The organism is Hirschia sp. (assembly GCF_058892565.1).
In genome coordinates, this window is sequence record NZ_JBZXVU010000024.1 from 109,506 (window position 1) to 129,119 (window position 19,614).

The window sequence follows — 19,614 nt, forward strand, 5'->3', positions numbered from 1 at the left end:
GGTTCAGGGTTTAAACTGAGATTTCAGGTTGATGATATCCGCTTTGGTTCCAGATTGGCTCGATTCAACCTTTATCACTTGCTCGGCCATTTCCATCAAAGAATGACTCAAACACAATGCCTGATGCGCGGATAGTTTTATGACAGCTGACTCAACCGATTTACCTGTTATTGGATGTCTCGAGGTGAGAAGCACAACCAGCTGACCGTCTGGCGTGCAATGGGCAAGTGGGCAATCGTCCGTAGTAATCATAAGCATCAGGACGGCTTTTCTCTGAGTTCCTGTAATCGAATCAGCATGCTCATAGCCTTTTCAAACTGGCGTCCTAGACGTTCGTCCAGCGCCATTAATGTGCTCATACGATGAGGGTCTAGACTTTCCCCATAGGCCTGCATTCGAACAATTGGGCGTTCTTCTGTTTCGTGTTCCAGATTTTTGAGCCAGGGCAGGAGTTTTTTTTCAATGAATTTTGTTAAACCTTCTGAGTTGGCTTGAAAACCATTATCATTCTCTTGGATCTCTTCTTCCCACCATTCAAGGCTTCCTTCCTCTAAAAAACCTAATGCGTTGGTGTAAGCGTTCTTGTTTGCGTCTTTTAGAATGAGCAGCGCCTCCTTCAAACGGGAGAGGTTTTCTTTTATAAAAATATCCAGTTCTTTGTCGTCTCTTTCAGTGGTTGATATCGCAGTGCGTGAGTTAAACGTTCGCTTGCGTTCTGATTGGCAAACGAGCGCGCGGCGGGTGAGGAGATCGCATGATGAGTATGTTTCACCCGTTCCTGTGCAATTGTGAAGCTGATTAATGTGTAAGGCGCGCTCACCGGAAATGAGCCTTCTTCGTCTCCATTCAATCCAGACAAGTTGGTCAATGAGGCTATCTTCGGCGGGGCCTTGCGGCATGTAGATTGTGCGCCAGTTGTCCAGCAATTCTAAGAACTCTGTTTCATCTTCCCAAGGCAGAATCGCGTTGGTAAAATGGCTCGAAGGGATGTTCTTTTTGATAGGGGCAGTCATTACCAGAAATCCTTTTGATTCATGTTGAGCCGAACGCTTGTTTTCTGAATACGTTGTAGAATGCGGATCATGTCATCATTGATTTCGCATTCGGCGTCTTCAATACGTTCTAAGTAATGTTGGAAAGTAGTCTCGTGCATGCCCTTAGGTCGTGGAACATAATCACCGAGCCCTTGCGGAGCGCCTAGCTTCGCACGCAGCTTTTGATTTTTTCGGGTGGCTCGATTGCCGGGCTGTTCCTGGCTGGAAGCGTGGACAAGGTTGTGACATTTGCGACAGCGAAAATGTAAGTTGGCGAGATAGAGCAGCTTCGCCCTTGCATTGCATCGTAGGCAGGCAAAGTAAGCCTGCGCGCCGCCTAAGTGTCGCGGTGACCAGACGATGGAAAACGTGTCTCGAACATTTTTCCAGTCTGCGGCGTTGTCTTGCCTTGCGCGATAGACGAGCGTCACTTGGTTTCGTCCACCTTCAACCGATATGCAGGGCTTGTCTTCGCTATCGTTTTTCCAATGGATCATGCCGCGCCAGCCATCAGTCAAAATGCTGTGTTTTTGAAAATAGGCTGCATTCAAACTCCGGAACTGCTCCAGATATCTCTTGCGTAGATTGTGACCGCCAGATCCGAAACCGCCCATGTTTGAAATCTCCCGCTTTTGCCCAAATCAGTTGGCAAAATGAGGATTAAATCAAGTGTCATTCCACTGGCGTTCGGGGACGTTCAGGGGTTGGAGATCGGCGTGTATTCTACGGATCTATGATGCGAAGTAGGGACCAAATCTATTCCGCCAAGAACGGATTGTTTCGAGCGTGATATCAATGCCGCGCTCGCGAAGCAGGTCTCCCACATTTCTAAATGAAAGCGGAAACCGAACATACATCATCACGGCGAGTTTGATGATTTCGGGAGAGGTTTTGAAGTATCGGAAGATGGAGGTTTTCATGGTTTCAACTTAGCAATTGCTCGTTAAGATGAAAATAAGGCATTTAATCTGACAATGTCGTAAAGATCAAGGAGAGGATCAATGCTTACGCCAACTTTCGGAGATTTTGTCCGTGCGGTCGTGATTTGCCTGCCGACATTTAGTATAATGCTAATAAGTGAGAGTACCGGAATACCTCCTAGCTTAACTACATTAGCATTGTGGTTAGTTTGGAATTTTGTAATTATTTCGTTTTTCATTTGGCGTAAGGATATGTTTGGAGCTTTGGCAGGAATATTATTTGCATTTTTTTCGTTGTTAATTTTTCTAGACCGTGGATAAAATTCAGTTTTTATTGACTTGGGTATCGTTTTAATATTTGGCTTTGGGTAGAATATAAGGTATTCGCAAAACCTGAAACCGTAGACGACCCTGACTGGTCGCAGTTTAATGTTATTTTAGCTTACCAAAAGTTGTCGCCATCGGTTAGAGGTTACTAGGAGGGCGACAAGCTCCTGCGCCGCTACATTCCGGGCCATTCAGTCGACCAGCGCGTGGCAATGATTGAGCTGGTTAGCAACGGCACGACTGAATGAAGCAGGTGGTGTCAGACACAAGCGAACTGGTCTCTGATAGACTAGGGGCAGGGCAGTCTTTGAATTCGCACAAGATTGGTGCCATTCGCCAAGAATGACTGTTAAGGGCGGCTGTGCGGTTCCGTATGATGTTCTCGTTTGATTAGAATGGCACTCAAAAATTAAGACGTATCAGAAGACAGATGTTTTCATGGTTCCAACGAGACCAAACGGGCCAAGTTTGAAAATGAGCGATTTAATCTGACGATGCCTAGCTTCCTTATATGAAGCCAGAACTAACTCAATTTACGAACCACTTTTGAGGAAGCAAACCAACTCGAATTAATCAATTCCTTCAACGAATGAGGTTTAATCTGTTAACAGTTAAAGAGGCGGGTTTGCCTCTGTAAATGATCTGTGAATTGAAAAAATAAATGCGGACGCTTTGGTGCCGAGTAAACGGGATTTCTGCATGGAATTGTCTTGCGTTCTCAAAGCGCTTTCAAATAAAAATATGACTTTCAGCGTTTTCTCAAAAAAGATTTCAGTGCGATTGCCATCATTCCTGCGATGAGTCCCCAAAAGGCGGACCCTAAGCCTAGAAAAACGACGCCTGATCCGGTCGCTAAAAACGTTACGATGGCAGCATCATAATCTTTTTTTTCGGACATCATTTTTTCGACAGAACCAATGAGAGGTGGAATCAAAGCTATCCCTGTCACGGACATGATAACCGTGCTGGGCAACGCCAGGAAAAGGCGCACAAGGGCAGGCGCAAAAGCCGCAAGAAGCAAATATATAAACCCATAAATGACGCCGACTTGCCATCTTTTGGAGTGCTCTGGGTGTGCGTCACTGCCTGTACATAAGGTGGCTGTAATCGCGGCCAGATTAATGCCATGCGCCCCAATAGGTGCAAAAGTGAGGCTCGTTAAACCGGTTATGGCGATTATTGGTCCAGCAGGCGGGGCGTAATCTGCCGACCGTAAAACGACGAGTCCGGGAAGGTTTTGAGAAACCAGTGTGACCAGAAACAAGGGAATGCCGAGACTAACGATGGAAACGAGGTCAGGTATTGGCATAACAGGTAGGAGGGATCCAAAGATCCGCCCCGTTGCAATTGGCCCCATATCTTGACGCATTGTCGTAAATCCGATTGCGGATATAAGTACCAGTATGAGTGCATAAATGGGGGCACGTTGGCGGGCTGCAAGAAAGATAATAACCAAACTTGCAATCAGTAGGGGATCTACTGATCCAAGGCGAAAAAGTTCAAGACAAAAAGGTAAAAGCACGCCTGCAAGCATTGCGGATGCAACAGAAGATGGAATTTGAACAATCAATCTTCCCAATACTGGCGTGACCCCCACGATAATCATCAGGACTGCGGCAAATATGAAAATGCCTATTGTGACAGGCCAAGTGAGGCCTGCTGGGGCCGCTGCAAGCAATGCCGCACCTGGTGTGGACCAAGCCAGCACAACAGGCATTTTAAATTTTAGAGATAAAAGCGCTCCAGACAAACCAATTCCAAGACACAAGGCTGTGACACCCGAGCCCGTTTGTTCGACACTGGCTCCCATGCCTTGAAGAGCGTGCACAACCAGAGCAATTGTTCCACCAAACCCTACCAGGGCAGCGATAATTGCAGAGGACCATGATTGTAATGGTGGAACTATTTTGCGCATGGGAAATGCCAGCTCTGATGTGGAGTTAAAAAGATGCGCCGAATGTTTGTGAGCGCTTAATTGGGTTGCACATTCAATATTGCGTCAACTGCTTGGAAGCGGTTCAGCACCTGTGTAGATTGAAGCGGTTCGACAGTGATTACGGGTTTTCCATGCCGGTCTACGACTTGGAAGCTAAGTGGCATGTTGTACTGTGTAGACAGAACGCGCCAAGTCACGAGTTCAGCGAAATCTTCGCCCGCTGAAGCAGAAGAATATAAGCTCACAAATGGAGAGTTTTTAAGTGCCTGATAGAGGCTTATGCTTTGTGCATTTGCTAATTTAGGTCCCCGACGGTAGGGTGAATTACCGATTGGCTGTGACGGGTAGGGATCTTTTAGCGTTCTATAATCAGCCCAAAGAGAGCGAAATGGACCGCCATCTAAAGTTATACCGCGGCTCCTATCGATGACGTGTGTCGCCTCATGAAGAAGGAGGTAGGTCAAAGCATTCATATCACCTGTTGATACTATGACTGACTGACCGGATTCATCTTCGGTGAACAGTCTTTGTTCTTTTAAAGTCAGAAAGTCGCCGAGTGATATTTTCATAATATCTGCCCGGATTGTGATATCGAATTTAAGCGTTCCATCCGTGTCTTTAAATGAGCGTGTGAGTGCGGTTCCAGCACTTTCAGGCGCATCAATGAAGCTTAAACGTGATAAGTACTGTTTTAGAACTTGTTGATGAAGTAACGGAAGATCTGCGATAGACTGCTTTACCATATCCCATTCAGCTTCGGTCAAATTGTGTGATTTTGTGCCGGTGGCTCCGGTGCTGATATATGCAGCTATTGTTTCCTCGTGGGGCTGAGCAATACGCTCTTCCAAGACCTCAGTCAGGTCCGTTTTTGTATCTAAAACCGGCGCAGCAGCTGCAGAAAAACAGCTCGATGCCATAACCCATAAAAATGCAAATGCAGCAGATAATGGAATTGAGTTTTTGTATAAAGTCATAGTTTTTGAACCAAAGAGAAGCTTATGAATGAAATGAAAGGCGCAAGTTGCAGAAGCACGCATTGGCTGCATATCTGAGTTAAGTCAATTGCTCGTAACAGCAATATCAAAACCCACTTTGTAAGAGTTGATCAAAACCGGAGCAGATAATCGAGAGGCTCTCCGCTCCAGTTTTTTCTTTTTTAATCAGAATGTTAATTGGAATTGGACGCAGACTTAGCAGCCTGATCAATTGTATCAGCCACAATGTCAGGCTGGGTCATAAATACTGCGTGGCTCGCCGGAGCCTTGACGATTTTGGCATTTATACGGTTTGCCATGTGTAATAGCATGGATTGATCAAAAGCTTTGTCTTCGGTCGCGATGACTGCCCAGCTAGGCTTGGACCTCCAAGAGGCATGAGTCAATTTTGTCCCAAATGCAGATAGATTGATTGGTACTTGGGAGTCAGCCATGAATTTTGCTTGATCATCCGAGACGTCATGCGCAAATCCAGCCTTAAACTTGTCCCGAGCAACAAAAGCAAATCCGTCTTCTCGTGTATCTAGGACAAATTCAGTCGCAGGCGGAAAACCTTCATATTGTTGAGCCGTTGTTTCTCCAATATCGGGAGAGAGTGCGGAGACATAAACCAGGCCGGCCACAACAGGGACATCACCAGCTTCGGTAATGACAGTTCCACCCCAGGAGTGACCAACCAGGATAGTTGGTCCATCTTGGTTTGCTAGGGCGCGACTTGTTGCAGCCACATCATCTTCTAAAGAAGTAAGTGGATTTTGAACAATCGTTACACTGTAACCACGTTGTGTCAGGCGGTCATATACACCGCGCCATCCAGTACCATCGGCAAAGGCTCCGTGAACCAGCACGACATTTTTGACGTTCTGGTTTTGCGAGATTGCCTCCTGAGCATTTGATATCGGAGCAGCAAAAATGCCTATCAGGGTAGCGGTTGCTGCGAGTAGTGAACTGATCGAGAGTTTCATAGGTGTCTCCAAAATATATCGATAACAATTATCGCAATAACTATTGAAGTATAACAGGATCGGAGGGGTGTCAATCAAATATTTATCGCGATATTGATTTTTGTGATAAATAATCTACTTTACAAAAAATGGAGACTAAAATGGATGAAAATCAAATGGATCTGACACCACTGGAAGGGCAGCTATGCTATTCTATCTATTCAGCGGGCATAGCTATTCAACGTATATACAAACCCTTATTGGATGAACTGGGATTAACCTATCCGCAGTATCTCGTTTTAAATGTTTTGTGGCGTGAAGAAGGTCAAACTGTCGGTGCAATCGCAGATGCATTGGCATTGGAATCGAGCACTTTGACGCCAATGTTAAAACGCCTTGAAGCGGCTGGGTTAGTATTGAGAATGCGAAACCCACAAAGTGAACGACAAGTGATATTGACCTTAACTTCAAAAGGAAAATCTTTAAAAAGTAAGGCGAGTTGTCTTGGTTTGGCGCTTCTTGGGGCATCAGAACAAAGTGCAACTGAGTTGGCTCAACTGAATTCGGAAATTCGCAAACTTCGGGATACGTTGTATACCCATGTTGAGGGGTGGCGCGCGCCCATTTAATGTGAATGAAATTGAGTTTTTAAAGTGAAATGAGCAGCACATTAACTCTGGGTTCGAAATGTTTGGTCATTCGTTGCAAACGTGGTGCGTTGTTTTATCGGCAACATTATTGTTGTGTTGCGGCTCCGTTAATCAGTTTGACTCTGATACTTGGGAAATTGCGGATTTAAGATCGCAGCAGCATGTGTACATGGAAAAAATTCTGATCAAGGAGGATCGTTTATCTGGCCTTAAAAATTAATGGTCTTTCGGTTGTCGGGAGGACCAACGTCCACCGATAAATGGCAAGATGCGGAAATAGTATATGTTCCCGGGCCAGAAATGGACTAATTTTAATAGATCATCAGTGGCTATTGATCGATCTTGATGACAATGTACGTGTTATTTCTTCCTGGATTGTGACTGATTAACCGTCAGGTTTGGGCACGTGGATCCGACACTGAGTCAAACTCAGCTCTACTTTCTTGGATCAGGGCTTCATGTTTGGCGACCCAGCGACCAAGGTCTTGTCCTTGGACAGCAAGGGATCTGCCAAGATCCGTCAAAGCGTATTCGACTTGTGGCGGCACAGTCGGAATGACGGTCCTTGTGATCATTCCATCTCTTTCCAGTTTGCGCAGAGTTTTTGTCAACATCTGCTGTGATATCCCATGAACTGCGCGTCTTAGTTGGTTGAAACGGAGCATTCCAGAATTGAGTGTCACCACAACAGGAAGGGTCCAGCGGTCTCCAATCCAGGCAAGATGGCTCGCTATTTGGAGGCACCGCTCCGAGTTATGTTGAGTGTTGGAGGTCATTTTGAAGTGACTAGGTCTCAATAAATTGCGTTCTTGGCGTGAAGAGTCGAGCTCTATAAATAGATGGGAACTTCTCAAATAGGAATAGGCTCCCATGAAAATTCTACATCTCGATTCTTCCATTCAAGGCGAAAATTCTGTCAGTCGAGCACTCTCGATTGCAGTGATCAAGCATTTACGCGCAGGTCAAAATACAATTCAGTACATGTATCGCGATCTCGTAAATGACCCATTGCCACATCTTACTTTGGAAGGTTTCCAGACGCCGGATGCTTCCGAAACGCTTGATCAGTTTTTATCTTCTGACGTTATCGTAATGGGGGCTCCGATGTATAATTTTGGGGTTTCAACGCAGCTAAAGAGCTGGTTCGATCATATTCTGGTCGCTGGGAAAACATTTCGATATGGAGACAGCGGCGTGGTAGGACTTGCAGGCGATAAACGCGTTGTTGTCGCTTTGTCCCGTGGTGGGTTTTATTCGGACGGCGCGGGAGTCTCGATGGAGCATGCAGAAACTCATTTGAGGGCCATGCTGGCATTTATTGGCATATCAAAGCCGGAATTTATCATTGCAGAAGGATCGGCAATCAGTCCTGATCACCGTAAGCAAGCTGAAAGTATTGCTCTCAAGAAAATTGGCCAATTGCCCCGCGTTTCGCACTAAATAACAACCGCTAATTGCCTGTACGGTCTGTACGTTTTGCGCGCGCAAGTTCTCGCGCGAGATCTACAAACACTTTGAAAGCGGCCGGCGGGTTGTGACGGCTTGGGTAGTATAGGCATAGCGGTGAAAGGGGGAGCGTCCACTCATTGAGGACGCGTAGGAGTCGGCCTTCTTGGATATCCTGAACCACATCAGACTCCATGAAGAAGCCGACTCCCACGGACTCTAAAACTGCGATACGCGCCAGACTTGCTTCATCCAGTGTGATTGGGCCATCAACATCAACGTGAATCATCTGTCCCTCGACTTCAAATCGCCATCTGAAAATCGCACCATTGGGTAATCTGGTTCTAATGCAGGTGTGTGCAAGAAGGTCTGATGGGATTGATGGCGGGCGATTTTTCTTAAAATATTCAGGTGTTGCAACCACAGCATAGCGGCGTGGTGCGCTCAATGGAATTGCAATCATATCAGAAGGTACGAGCGTTTCGGTTCTGATACCGAAATCAAACCCTTCACCAACGACGTCTACAATGTTTCCTTCTGTGACGACATCGATTTTGATTTCAGGAAAGCGGCGCAAACATTCCAGAATTAATGGTGACAGAATTTCGCGTCCGGCTGTGGCAAAAGTATTGATACGTAAAGTTCCTGAAGGCGTGGTTTGTTGCGAGCGTACTGTATCAAGTGCGTCATATATATCTGTGAGTGCCGGCGAGACCTGATCTATAAATCGGCGCCCGGCATCAGTGAGTGAAACACTACGCGTTGTGCGGTTAAACAATCGCACTCCCAACTGCGCTTCTAGTTTGGCGATGGCACTGCTCAGCGAGCTCGTCGACATGCCAACTTCCAGCGCGGCGGCACGAAAAGATCCTTTTCGTCCAATTGCAAGCACTGCATTAAAATCTGAGAGGTTATAATTTTTCATTGTCCTGAAAATCCGGATGCTTGGTCCTATTTTATCCGTATTTACGTATGGCAACAAGACAATAAATTCCACAGAAGGTAAACTATGGAGAAGGACAAATGACTTTTGAATTGCCAAAAATTATCGCGGCTTACTTTGCTGCGGACAAAATAGCTGAGGCCAAATCGCTTTCAGAATGCTTTACGCCAAATGCGACTGTCAAAGATGAGGGGAATACATATACTGGTCGTGATGCCATTAGCCGGTGGATGAAAAATGCTTCAACAACATACACCTATACTGTTGAGCCGTTTGACCTAACTGAAGAAAATGGAAGGATTATTGTTTCTGCTCATCTCGTCGGGAACTTCCCTGGAAGTCCGGTCGATCTGCGCTACTTTTTCATGCTTGAAGGCGACAAAATTTCAGAGCTGGAGATCATAGTATGACACAGTTTTTGAACTTGACTGGTAAGCGCGCACTCATAACTTCTGGAACACGCGGCGCTGGCAAAGCGACAGTCGATTTATTTGAAAGGCTTGGCGCTGAAGTCATCACAACGGCCCGCAATAAACCTGCAGACATGCCCGAACATCAATTCGTTTCAGCTGATCTTACGAAGGCTGAAGGTTGTGCAGGTCTTGCGGTCGATGTCCGTGAAAGGTTCGACGCTGTTGATATAATTGTTCACATGTTGGGTGGATCATCTGCTCCGGCAGGGGGGTATGCAGCACTAAATGATGCAGAATGGCAAAAAGAGCTTGATCTGAACTTGCTGCCAGCTGTTCGGCTTGATCGTGAGTTTGTGCCTTCAATGGAAGCGCGTGGTTCTGGCGTCGTAATCCATGTAACTTCAATTCAAAGAGAATTACCTCTTCCTGATGCGACTACGGCATATGCCGCCGCAAAGGCAGCATTGTCCACATATAGTAAGAGTTTGTCCAAACAAGTCTCACCGAGAGGGGTGCGCGTGATTCGAGTGTCTCCGGGGTGGATTGAAACAGAATCTTCCATTGAACTAGCCCAGCGACTTGCATTTGAACATGGAGTTGACGTTGAAACAGGTAAGAAAATGATCATGGCTTCTTTGGGAGGGATTCCAATTGGCCGACCGTCTAAGCCAGAAGAAATAGCAAATCTTATTGCTTTTCTTGCGTCTGATCTAGCTTCAACAATTACTGGAACGGAATATGTGATTGATGGCGGTACAATCCCGACGTCCTGATGGATTGTCATGTTTTAATTAAACAAGCTGAACATTGCTCGGGAAACAGGTAATTTGGATTGAGTTGGATACTTGGTGTTCAACTCAATCTATAAGTGTTGAAGCAAAATAGAAATGCGATATCTCTGGCTGGTAGTGTCAGAAAAAAGCTAACCGGTCTCAGATAGGCGGGGAGGGATGTTTCCTTAGCCGTTGAAAGGTTGCCGCCATTCGTTCAGGGCGGTGTCACGATTTCGTTTGAAATTTGGTCTTGAGTATAGGTGTCGCTCTATATTGAAATGGTTGTGAATTGATGATTTCAGGGGAGGTTTGGAAATAGCGCAAGATTGAAGTTTTCATCATTTCAATCTTGCGAAAACGAGATAAGTTGAAAACGAAGCGTTTATTCTGATAATGCTTCATTCAACGCTAATCTAATTTGATGCCGGCTTCTTTTAAAATACGTAGTGCCGGTTCTGGTGGTGTCAAACAAAAGCTAACCGGTCTCTAATAGGCGGATTAGGGTGTTTCTTTAATCATTGAAAAGTTGCCGCCATTCATACAGGGCGACGTCTCGATTTCTCTTAAAATTTTGTCTTGAGTATAGATGTCTCTCCAAGTTAAAGTGGTTGTAGACCGAAGATTGAATAGCTACAAATTTCTGCAAACTCTTTGTTTGTCTGAACTTATTCATGATCTTTTCTCGTCGTCGAAATGGCTGATGGGAGTTCTCGCATCTATTGTTGAGCCATCTTCCCGTGAGTTGTGTACTAGCGTTTCCTATGTCGTTCATTGCAGCGCGATATGATCGTAATTTGTCGGTCACGATGTGTCGGGGAGGGCCATATCGTTTCATAGCTTTACGTAAAAACTTCAATGCTGCTCGTTTGTTACGGCGCTTAGTAACATAGGCTTCAAGGACTTCACCTTCGTGATCGACGGCTCGCCAAAGATAGTGAAGCTCACCGTTTATTTTGACGAATACTTCATCAAGGTGCCACTGCCATTGGGTAAGCTTACGCATTTGAGCTGAGCGTTTTGTCTTGATCTTCGAAGCGAAGTAGGGGCCAAATCTGTTCCACCAGAAACGGATTGTTTCGTGTGTGATATCGATCCCGCGTTCGTGGGTTAGGTCTTCCACCCTTAATGAAAGTGGCAACCCGAGCATACATCATGACAGCAAGTTTGATGACCTTAGGCGAATTTTGAAGTATCCGGAAGATGGAGATTTTCATGCTTGCAGCTTAACGATTACTCACTAAGTTGAAAGTGGGGTGTTTAATCTGACAATACCCTAAACATTGTTAGTCACAGTCAGCTTGCTTTTTTAGAATTATGAAACTGGACCAAAGTGAAAAGAATTGTTTTTTATGTAGGACCAAATGGCTGCGGTAAAACAAGGCAGTTAGTGATTTCAGCTAAGGCTGTTACTTCCCAAGAGCGCAGATCCATTGCGATTGCTAACACTCCCTTTGTAAGATTTCCGCAAACTCGTGAGAGGTTTAAGGTTTTTAGAGTAAACCCCGTGGGAATCGGAAAAGTTGTAAACACCAACCTCAGATCTTTTTTCAATACTGATGAGTCAGACAACTTCGATGCCTCGAATCTTCTTCAGACAATTGGTTTTTATCCTAAAATCGAACTCGAAATTCAATTAAGCAATCATGAAGACGGTAATCTTGGTGAAATTGATGCCACGCCGTACGAAATAGAGGCTATAAATTCAGCGCTAAACGTTCTTCGTTATGAGGGAAGAAAGTCTCGACTAGATTTGTCTTATTCATCTGACTCATTCAGTCGAAGTCTCCGAGAACGAAATGGCATCATTCTAAAATATATAAAATTGCTGAAGGCTATAGGCATTGTGTCGAGTTATGAACTTCTATTTTATCACAAAGAACGAGGTTCGCAATATTTCAAAGAACTAAGCTCTGGAGAGCAAACATTAATCTCAACGCATCTCTTTATAAGAACAAACCATAAGAAAATAAGTACAATATTCATTGATGAACCTGAAAACAGTTTACATCCGGAATGGCAACGCCGCTATATTGAAATGTTGCATATGGCTCTTGGGTACAGCGATGTTAAAATTGTTTTGGCTACACATTCACCAGTGTTAGTTTCTGGCGCGCTTGCTAATTATGGCAAAGATGTGGAGGTCATAAAAGTTGATGGTGGAGATTTGTCGATAGTGGATATCAACGACAATAATGGCCCCGATAGTGTTGAAGAAATTCTCTGGGAAGCATTTGATACAATTACCCCGGTTAGTCACTTCCTAAGCATTGAACTTTCCCGTATTTTACAGAGTCTGACAGATAAAAAGTTATCTAAAGAAGAGGCGCGGTCGAAAATTCAAGATTTTCAAAACAAATCATATGATCGAAAGCAGCAAGAGTTGCTTAAAGTTGTTTTAGAAAAACTGTCGAGGTTTGGTTTAGATGCCTGAACTGACAGAAGAAGAAGCTGAAAAGTTTGTAGACATCGTGTTGACTATTGATGAACGTGACGCAATCGAGCTTGCGAAAACGTCAAACTCTCCATGGAAACATGAAGATTTCCATAACCTGACAAAGACCGCATTGAAATCGGTAAAAGACAAAATAAAAGCATATCACCTTAAAAGGGCTGCCAATAAGTGCTGTTATTGTAGGCGGTCACTTCGCGACGAAAAGATTGGAGTAGATAGAGAGCATATTGTCCCAAAAGGGAAGTTTAAGTCTTTAACTTACGAGATCTTCAATTTATCAGTCGCGTGTAAACGGTGCAATATGGATTACAAAAAGGAGAGAGTGGATCACATTGTAGATCATGAAACTATTGAAGCGGATTTTCGAAACCCTGTTAGATATTTAATTCCACATCCAAATATTGATCTGTATGAAAGTCATATTCTTAGGATTTCAATTCAGCTTGGTGATGGTGAGGTCACGGCCTACAAGCTTATCTCTGAAAAGGGAAAATTTCTCTACGATTTTGTTAGATTAGATCGACTGTGTGTGAACGAAATTGATATTGCACAAGGTGGAGAAAAGATAAATGAATTTATTGCAGAGTCTTTTCAGGTTCCAATCGAGGGTGCTTAATGGAAAGCGCATTTTTAAAGATCTTTTCATTCTTATTAATCGGTACTAGATTTGATCTCTTTTTCTAATCGATTTAGGAAAATTTTCAGTGGTGTCAGACAAAAGCTAACCGGTCTCAGATAGGCGGGTAGGGATGTTTCTTTAGCCGTTGAAAAGTTGTCGTCATTCACTCAGGGGGACGTCTCGATTTCAATTGAACTTAGGTCTTTATTAGAGACGTCACTCCAGATTGAAATGACTGTGAAATGAGGTTTGGATGGATATACACTTCTGTAAGCTTTGCTTGACGGAGAGACTGAGAATCCCGCAGTCTTGCTCTTTGGGCCAAGGCTGGATTAGGGGTATCGATCATGTCTGAAGAAATGTATGTGACACTAATATCTTCACTGACCCAAGTTATTCTTGGGGGTGGGCTTTTATATGGTCTGGCGTGGATTTTTTCAAAAGATTTTCGCCATAAAAGACGTGAAAAGCGATTGGCCGCAAAAGCGAAAAGAGATGAGCGACGGGCTAGCTTGCCACTCCTTCATCTCCGATTGAAGAGATTGCGTTTAATAGTAATCGCTATCATTACTGTTGGTGTGATCGGTTATATCTTTTTAGATGACGGCGACGGATATAGAGTGGTGTCATTCCTTCAGTATGTCGTCATGAGTGTAACGACTGTATCGGTTCTTTATTTCGGCTCAATGGCTGTAATCAAGATATATCAATGGGTGATGGTTAAATGACATCATTGATGCCACGGTAATGATAGACAAAAGCTAACTGGTGTCTAGTGCGTAGAAATTGATTCAAATTAGGTAATAGAGAGTTGTCGCCATTCGTTTAGAACGACGTAGCGATTTCGTTTGAAATTTGGTCTTGAGTATAGGTGGCGCTCTAGGTTGAAATGATAGAGAACTGACTGCCTCGTTCATGAAGAATGTCTTCCACATTTCTCAATGAAAGTGGAAATCGAACATACATTATTACGGCAAGTTTGATGATTTCAGGCGAGGTTTGGAAATAGCGGAAGATGGAGTTTTCATCACCTCTACCTGGAGAAAATCAGCTAATTTGAAGATTCAGCGTTTAATTTGACAATGCCATAATTTCTGACGCGGGCGCAAAATACATCCTGACACAATTTCGTTTTCTAAGGTGCATCCATCCTAGAGTTCCTATTCCTCCTACATTTGCCCCAAATAATAGGAAGACTAGGAACTCTAGGACGGTGCCCCCTGAATTAGCACACTTCTAGTCTAAAGGTCGTCTTATCCACCAGGCTTTGCGCCGCTTCTGGCCGTCAATGATCGCGCCACGGTTTTCCTTTGCGATCCAGTCATGCGCTTGAAGTACTTCCAATAGCGCGCGGATGTCGCTTGCGCTAAATCCGCGTTTGAGCGGGCCGCGCTGTAGCGCGTCTGTTGCCGAGACATGATCGTGCGGCCACTTGTTGATGAGCCAAAGCCTCAACTTTTCTGCATTGATAATATCTCTAGTTAGACCTGCGCCGCCGGTCAGACGTTCTGCTTCGCTGATATAATAGCGGACCAGTGTGATTGCGTTCTCCATTGTCGGGCCTTCAACGGAAGTTGATCTAAGATCCACATACAGCGTCATAATGCCCGCCAGTCGTGCGGTGTGCTCCGCCGCTTTGCTTGCAAAAGCTCTTAATCCTTCCAACGTTCCATCGGGTTGTTGCGCTTTCTCTACATCCTGTGCAAATGCCTTTAACCGATCTTTTGCGTTATCTGATAACTCTAGAAGGCGGGGCTCAAGCTGGTTGCGCGTATTCTCCGTCAAGGGCAGGTCAGCATGCAGAATATCGCTAATTCTCAAGTGAAAGCGGCTCAAAGCTGTTTCACTAGATGCGCAGAAACCGTCTCGTAACCTGTAACCAATTGTACTGGTGGGTTGCACAATGAGGAACCTAGCCAGCAGGCCTTGACCATTCATAACTGGGTCGGCAAGAAAGCTGGCAGAAGCAATTTCCTGCGCCATTAGGTGACAGCATAAGCGGCGGCCCAGAAAGAGAGAACTTCCATCTTCGGCCCGCCATCGGTCGATCGCTGCACCATCCCAGAATTTAGAAAGCTTAGCGGCGGTTTTAAGAGCATTGTCCTTATTCATTGCATATCCGCCAATAAATGCACCTGCTTCGTCTGAAAACAAACCTAAAGATGGTCGCATACTATGCAGATTCTTGATCACACCTTCGATCGTCGGATCAGATGCTACGATAGAAGGAGATAAGGGCGGTTCCGGCTCTGGGCCAAGTGTGTCCAGATCTCGCTTTGCCTGCACTGCAGCGTCAGTTGATTTCAAATTTTTTAGGATATGTTTGCGCCGCTCCATGAAAACAGCTTGCTGGTTTTGAAAGCTTTGCATGTCTGATTGTCGATTGCTTTGTAGCTTGGCTTCAAAGGACCGAACAGGACCCATCGCAAGCTTGTCGCAACCCGATTTTCGTTCACCGCTTTCACAAATAGTTAGCAAAAATAGGTTCAAGGGTGCGCGTGCAGAGTCGCTATGATGAAGCTGCACATCTGCAAATCCTTGAACGGCAAGGGATGCAACGCCTAAAACTGATTGCGCAGCTAGTGCAGCCGGCGCTTGCGTTACATCTTCAATGGCGCGTGCCGCATCACTCAGTGGTCCGAGTGCATCTATTGGAAATGGGGCGGCGGGTGGCTTCTTTCGTATCAGCGGAGAGGGAGGGAATTCACCATGGCTCCATTGTGTTTGTTGAATTGTCGTTTTGTCGCCTGCCTGATCGCAAAGGGCATGATTGAGTATCTCGTCAGCTGGGCGGATTTTACGGGGTTGGCTCACAATGTTCACTCCCCAGATTCAATATTATCTGCCAAAGCGCGTTCTAGCGCGTTGAGCACTATAAGTTTAGCAGTCAAAGGGTGGATCTTCTTTATATCGCGGATTTTTGTCGGCTCACCTTCAAGTGTACAATTGCCTGCTGCAATGGCTAGAACATGAGACAGAAAACGTGGGTTGATCGCGCCGTCTTCGATCAAATCAATGGAGCATGTCGCTGCACTCTCAATTCGTTTTTTTAATATGCTTCTTGTCGACGAGCTGGCGACGTGTTCGATCCTCTTTGCCAAGGCTTCGCGAAGTAGAGGTGAAAGGATGGTAGTAGGCTCTGGTAAAACAAGGTCATAGACATTGTGATCTTCGAGATTGGAAAAACACTGCGTCTCTGCAAGCTCCAAGGCGTCATTTAAAAAGCCCAAAGAATGTTCGATAGCATAGCGTATATCAAGTGTGTCAAAGCTAGCAGCAAGACACATTTGCACGCCCCTTAATGCGCGCTCCCAGCCTGTTAGAAAAGCATCCATCTGTCGAGGTGCGGTCATGATAGCATCTCCACATTAAGGCCTGCCAATTCAGCGATCAGGCGAGACGTAGAAGCTGGTCGACCCGTAAGGCGATGCACATGACGTTCGGCCAAACTTGGTGGTTCGATTTGAGACCGTGATATCGGACCAACATCTGTCAGTAGGGGAAGATCGGTCCATGCACGTAGATTGTTTGGTCGTCGCCAATAGCGATCACACTTTCCAACACTCTGTTTAAAGGCAAACCGGTCTTGTGCAGCGCTGCGAGTGCAGCGACGGCAATTAGGGTGAATTATCATTGAGTTAACTCCGCTGGAGCCAGCCTTGAGCTATCACAAAGAGTGGGGTATGTGTCGGGTATCGAAGCCAAACATACCGCTGCCTTGCAATGCTCGCAGGCGGCGGTTTTCTACTTTGTTGTAGGTGTTGTTTCGTGTGAGGCGAGCCAGGCTTCAATGGCTGACACGCGGATCAAGCGCCGTGTACCGATTTTGAAGCTTGGAAGCTCACCTGAAGAGATTGCTTCATATAATTTTGTGCGGCCAAGTCCGGCTATCCTAGCCCCTTCAGCAGGTGCAACGGCAAACGGTATTTGTTGTTTCTCTGGAAAGTTCATGTGTCTCGCTCCGTATTTTATTGAACACGGATGAAGACTGTCAGATATTGGAATCACATAAAATGATCACATTATTCTAGGTTTTGTGGTTTTATATAAGTATCTGGAAAACCAAATCTTTTCCATTCATTATAGCTTTCGCTTATAGCGTTTCTAATTGTTTTCCATCGTCTAGCTTTATCACCACCAAATTTAACTTCTTCGAAAGCGGCTATCGCTGTCGCTTCCGCTTTGCAGCTAGTTTTTAACGCTTGGCCTTGTTGGATACGTCTATGAAATGTATCGAGCGGATCTAGAGAGTTTTTGTCAGGTGCGCCAGGTTTTCCTTTTGTCTTTTTTGTAGAGGGAACGGATTGGTTCAACAGATCGAGGTTGATCGTCAGATTCCCGTTTTTGAGATCCAGAATGTCATCTAGTAGAACTGATTGGTGTTGTCTTGGCCAAACTGTGGCTAACCCCAAAACATGATCAACTAAAATTAGGCCAGGATCATTTGGAGATCGAGTTTCAAGGTAGTGTCTCGCATAAATAAGGGGGGCAGAACGACCATTGGTATTTAGCCACCATATTGGCGTTCCTCCGTTTGGAGAAGGCATTCGTCCCAAATATTGGATACCTTGTTCTATCTGACTAGACTGTTCGGTTAGTACTAATTTTGATCGTAGAAACTCTATGAGTTTCTGTTGATCTATTCGCCATCTTTTCAGTGTATCGGGATTTAAACTTGCAATACCGTCTTCGCAAAATATATAAGGTTTTTTGTCTGACGTAAATTCGACTTGTATTTGCTGAAGGCAATGTGGACAGACTGCAAATTTCAATGGTTTCAATTCGACCAGTATACCCGCTTCATTAAGGAGTTGTATATCTGAATTAGATAGTGCGCCGTTTACAAGCGTGAATGATTTGGCGTTCAGCTTTCTTCTCCAGAAGCCGCTATGTATGTCAGCGCCTCTCAGTTGTCTAACCCGTATACTGTGATAAGTGCCTTTAATAACCGCTCTTGTTCAGATTTCAGGCTTTTGCACTTCACGCTACCATCCTTAGATAATTCCACTCGCAATTTGCAATTTTTTGAAGCTCCTTGTGGACGGTAGTCGGTAATGTAAAATTCAGCGCTTATGACACTGAGTTGTGCACCGCTTTCACCTGCTAAGCGTTGCAAAGCGTCTTTTTTTATGCCGGCATTGGCTTGGACACGGAATAAATGTCCGGTAAGGTCGTCTATTTGAATTGTAGCAGCAACAAGCTTTACTTCAGCATCTGGCTGATCAGGGAACAAAGCTGGTTCCTCTATTGTTAGAACTTTTTCAAGCCTCAATTTTTCAGTTTCATCTACTGAAGGCGAAGTTTCAACACTAAGAATTAACTTCGCGAATTCATTGGCGAGTTCCTGCCTAATTTTGTAGCCGCCCCGGGTAGACGAGATTTGGAGCCTTCCATTTTCCTTATTATATCTAAAATGGATATCTGTGATTTTTCGGAAAGCATCTTCTTTTGCTTCGCCTGCCTCACTGAAATTAGCCAATACGACGGGACTTTGAGAGATCAGAATAGACAAAGTTTCTTCGTTGAAATTTTCTATGGGTACATGGGATACAACAAACTTTCCCGAGCCATCATGCAGGAGGTATATTTGTTGGATGATCTTTTCTAAAGCAGCTGTATTTTCCGGTGAATAATCGGGGGTTTTTAGTTTTTCAGTCAGAAAAAGTGTTGACTGGTTCTTGGAACCGACCAATCTATCATAAGAGACACGGCGCTCTATGTTTTCAAAATCCTCTATATGATTGACGTAGAACCAAATCGCTCGATCACGACCGTCCAACTCCGGATGCTTAAGATTTTTCTGAGCAAAATAGAGATCATACGCAGGGTTTTTTAAAGCGTTTATGCGCGAAACTTCATACTTTAGCTTTGCTATGAGACTATCATTAGATTGCAAAAGCACCCCAAGGTAATTGGCAACGGCTTCAGACTTTTCGTGCTTTTTGACTGGCAGATTTAGTTGTGGGGCATTGATTTTTTCAAGAAATTCAGAAACTAGCTTCTTATTCGCATTCCTTAAAAAAGTGCTAACGTCATTTGACATAATAGTATCTCATCATATGTCGTTTCAAACATGTATGAACAGCTGTGAATAATACCGGATATAGTCAAAATAAAGGCGACAAAACGCAAGATATGGTGCGTTTCAAGTAAGGCGTTTCA

At 44.7% G+C, this 19,614-nt stretch carries 21 protein-coding genes and 4 pseudogenes; 7 read left to right on the forward strand and 18 right to left on the reverse strand.

Translation table 11 applies throughout. The features are described from left to right. Nucleotides 1–3 precede the first annotated feature (3 nt). From AC5EF3_RS10175 to AC5EF3_RS10205, 7 genes and pseudogenes are all read right to left on the reverse strand, one after another. The gene (locus tag AC5EF3_RS10175; RefSeq protein WP_493547971.1) at nucleotides 4–258 is read right to left on the reverse strand and encodes a hypothetical protein; all 255 of its coding nucleotides are present in this window, start codon (nucleotides 256–258) and stop codon (nucleotides 4–6) included. Continuing rightward, a complete protein-coding gene (locus AC5EF3_RS10180) occupies nucleotides 258–1,013 on the reverse strand; it encodes a hypothetical protein (protein ID WP_493547972.1) in 756 nt (251 codons plus the stop codon). Before AC5EF3_RS10180 ends, AC5EF3_RS10175 begins: the two co-directional genes overlap by 1 nt. Then, nucleotides 1,013–1,648, reverse strand: coding sequence for a hypothetical protein (locus tag AC5EF3_RS10185; RefSeq protein WP_493547973.1), 636 nt, complete (start codon nucleotides 1,646–1,648; stop codon nucleotides 1,013–1,015). Before AC5EF3_RS10185 ends, AC5EF3_RS10180 begins: the two co-directional genes overlap by 1 nt. A gap of 120 nt (nucleotides 1,649–1,768) precedes the next feature. Next, nucleotides 1,769–1,954 (reverse strand): annotated as a pseudogene (locus AC5EF3_RS10190) (IS6 family transposase); the annotation flags it as partial. 1,075 nt (nucleotides 1,955–3,029) lie between these two features. Then, complete coding sequence (locus tag AC5EF3_RS10195) at nucleotides 3,030–4,196, reverse strand: benzoate/H(+) symporter BenE family transporter (RefSeq protein WP_493547974.1); 1,167 nt, start codon at nucleotides 4,194–4,196, stop codon at nucleotides 3,030–3,032. Nucleotides 4,197–4,252: 56 nt separating this feature from the next. Continuing rightward, nucleotides 4,253–5,191, reverse strand: a complete 939-nt coding sequence (locus AC5EF3_RS10200; protein ID WP_493547975.1) for a hypothetical protein — start codon at nucleotides 5,189–5,191, stop codon at nucleotides 4,253–4,255. A 194-nt stretch (nucleotides 5,192–5,385) separates the two neighbouring features. After that, nucleotides 5,386–6,177: an alpha/beta hydrolase gene (locus tag AC5EF3_RS10205; RefSeq protein ID WP_493547976.1), complete on the reverse strand. Its 792-nt coding sequence runs from the start codon at nucleotides 6,175–6,177 to the stop codon at nucleotides 5,386–5,388. 140 nt (nucleotides 6,178–6,317) lie between these two features. On the opposite strand from AC5EF3_RS10205, the gene AC5EF3_RS10210 reads away from it, so the two are divergent. Further along, the gene (locus AC5EF3_RS10210; protein ID WP_493547977.1) at nucleotides 6,318–6,785 is read left to right on the forward strand and encodes a MarR family winged helix-turn-helix transcriptional regulator; all 468 of its coding nucleotides are present in this window, start codon (nucleotides 6,318–6,320) and stop codon (nucleotides 6,783–6,785) included. Nucleotides 6,786–7,198: 413 nt separating this feature from the next. Here the strand turns inward: AC5EF3_RS10210 and AC5EF3_RS10215 are convergent, their stop codons facing one another. Continuing rightward, nucleotides 7,199–7,705, reverse strand: a complete 507-nt coding sequence (locus AC5EF3_RS10215; protein ID WP_493547978.1) for a winged helix-turn-helix transcriptional regulator — start codon at nucleotides 7,703–7,705, stop codon at nucleotides 7,199–7,201. On the opposite strand from AC5EF3_RS10215, the gene AC5EF3_RS10220 reads away from it, so the two are divergent. After that, complete coding sequence (locus AC5EF3_RS10220) at nucleotides 7,677–8,246, forward strand: FMN-dependent NADH-azoreductase (RefSeq protein ID WP_493547979.1); 570 nt, start codon at nucleotides 7,677–7,679, stop codon at nucleotides 8,244–8,246. The genes AC5EF3_RS10215 and AC5EF3_RS10220 overlap by 29 nt on opposite strands. A gap of 10 nt (nucleotides 8,247–8,256) precedes the next feature. Here the strand turns inward: AC5EF3_RS10220 and AC5EF3_RS10225 are convergent, their stop codons facing one another. Beyond that, the gene (locus AC5EF3_RS10225) at nucleotides 8,257–9,177 is read right to left on the reverse strand and encodes a LysR family transcriptional regulator (RefSeq protein ID WP_493547980.1); all 921 of its coding nucleotides are present in this window, start codon (nucleotides 9,175–9,177) and stop codon (nucleotides 8,257–8,259) included. Nucleotides 9,178–9,275: 98 nt separating this feature from the next. On the opposite strand from AC5EF3_RS10225, the gene AC5EF3_RS10230 reads away from it, so the two are divergent. Beyond that, nucleotides 9,276–9,605: a nuclear transport factor 2 family protein gene (locus tag AC5EF3_RS10230; protein ID WP_493547981.1), complete on the forward strand. Its 330-nt coding sequence runs from the start codon at nucleotides 9,276–9,278 to the stop codon at nucleotides 9,603–9,605. After that, nucleotides 9,602–10,381 (forward strand): SDR family oxidoreductase, encoded by a 780-nt coding sequence (locus AC5EF3_RS10235; protein ID WP_493547982.1) that lies wholly within the window; start codon nucleotides 9,602–9,604, stop codon nucleotides 10,379–10,381. Before AC5EF3_RS10230 ends, AC5EF3_RS10235 begins: the two co-directional genes overlap by 4 nt. Before the next feature lie 185 nt (nucleotides 10,382–10,566). Here the strand turns inward: AC5EF3_RS10235 and AC5EF3_RS10240 are convergent. Both AC5EF3_RS10240 and AC5EF3_RS10245 read right to left on the reverse strand, forming a co-directional pair. Then, nucleotides 10,567–10,683: pseudogene (locus AC5EF3_RS10240) on the reverse strand (IS6 family transposase); the annotation flags it as partial. A 209-nt stretch (nucleotides 10,684–10,892) separates the two neighbouring features. Further along, nucleotides 10,893–11,595 (reverse strand): annotated as a pseudogene (locus AC5EF3_RS10245) (IS6 family transposase). A 116-nt stretch (nucleotides 11,596–11,711) separates the two neighbouring features. Here AC5EF3_RS10245 and AC5EF3_RS10250 point away from each other — a divergent pair. From AC5EF3_RS10250 to AC5EF3_RS10260, 3 genes are all read left to right on the forward strand, one after another. Next, a complete protein-coding gene (locus AC5EF3_RS10250; protein WP_493547983.1) occupies nucleotides 11,712–12,812 on the forward strand; it encodes an AAA family ATPase in 1,101 nt (366 codons plus the stop codon). Continuing rightward, nucleotides 12,805–13,449, forward strand: coding sequence for an HNH endonuclease (locus AC5EF3_RS10255; RefSeq protein ID WP_493547984.1), 645 nt, complete (start codon nucleotides 12,805–12,807; stop codon nucleotides 13,447–13,449). The genes AC5EF3_RS10250 and AC5EF3_RS10255 overlap by 8 nt, the downstream gene beginning before the upstream one ends. 350 nt (nucleotides 13,450–13,799) lie before the next feature. Beyond that, nucleotides 13,800–14,180, forward strand: coding sequence for a hypothetical protein (locus tag AC5EF3_RS10260; RefSeq protein WP_493547985.1), 381 nt, complete (start codon nucleotides 13,800–13,802; stop codon nucleotides 14,178–14,180). 166 nt (nucleotides 14,181–14,346) lie between these two features. Here AC5EF3_RS10260 and AC5EF3_RS10265 read toward each other — a convergent pair. From AC5EF3_RS10265 to AC5EF3_RS10295, 7 genes and pseudogenes are all read right to left on the reverse strand, one after another. After that, a pseudogene (locus AC5EF3_RS10265) lies at nucleotides 14,347–14,469 on the reverse strand (IS6 family transposase); the annotation flags it as partial. A gap of 219 nt (nucleotides 14,470–14,688) precedes the next feature. Beyond that, nucleotides 14,689–16,266, reverse strand: coding sequence for a YfjI family protein (locus AC5EF3_RS10270; protein ID WP_493547986.1), 1,578 nt, complete (start codon nucleotides 16,264–16,266; stop codon nucleotides 14,689–14,691). A gap of 5 nt (nucleotides 16,267–16,271) precedes the next feature. Continuing rightward, nucleotides 16,272–16,805: a hypothetical protein gene (locus AC5EF3_RS10275; protein WP_493547987.1), complete on the reverse strand. Its 534-nt coding sequence runs from the start codon at nucleotides 16,803–16,805 to the stop codon at nucleotides 16,272–16,274. Next, nucleotides 16,802–17,086, reverse strand: a complete 285-nt coding sequence (locus tag AC5EF3_RS10280) for a hypothetical protein (protein ID WP_493547988.1) — start codon at nucleotides 17,084–17,086, stop codon at nucleotides 16,802–16,804. Before AC5EF3_RS10280 ends, AC5EF3_RS10275 begins: the two co-directional genes overlap by 4 nt. 110 nt (nucleotides 17,087–17,196) lie before the next feature. Then, on the reverse strand, nucleotides 17,197–17,403 hold the full coding sequence (locus AC5EF3_RS10285) for a helix-turn-helix domain-containing protein (protein ID WP_493547989.1): 207 nt from the start codon (nucleotides 17,401–17,403) through the stop codon (nucleotides 17,197–17,199). Between the two features lie 71 nt (nucleotides 17,404–17,474). Further along, entirely contained in the window at nucleotides 17,475–18,224 is a 750-nt protein-coding gene (locus AC5EF3_RS10290) for a hypothetical protein (RefSeq protein ID WP_493547990.1), read from the reverse strand. Between the two features lie 134 nt (nucleotides 18,225–18,358). Beyond that, nucleotides 18,359–19,495: a hypothetical protein gene (locus AC5EF3_RS10295; protein WP_493547991.1), complete on the reverse strand. Its 1,137-nt coding sequence runs from the start codon at nucleotides 19,493–19,495 to the stop codon at nucleotides 18,359–18,361. Between the last annotated feature and the right edge of the window lie 119 nt (nucleotides 19,496–19,614).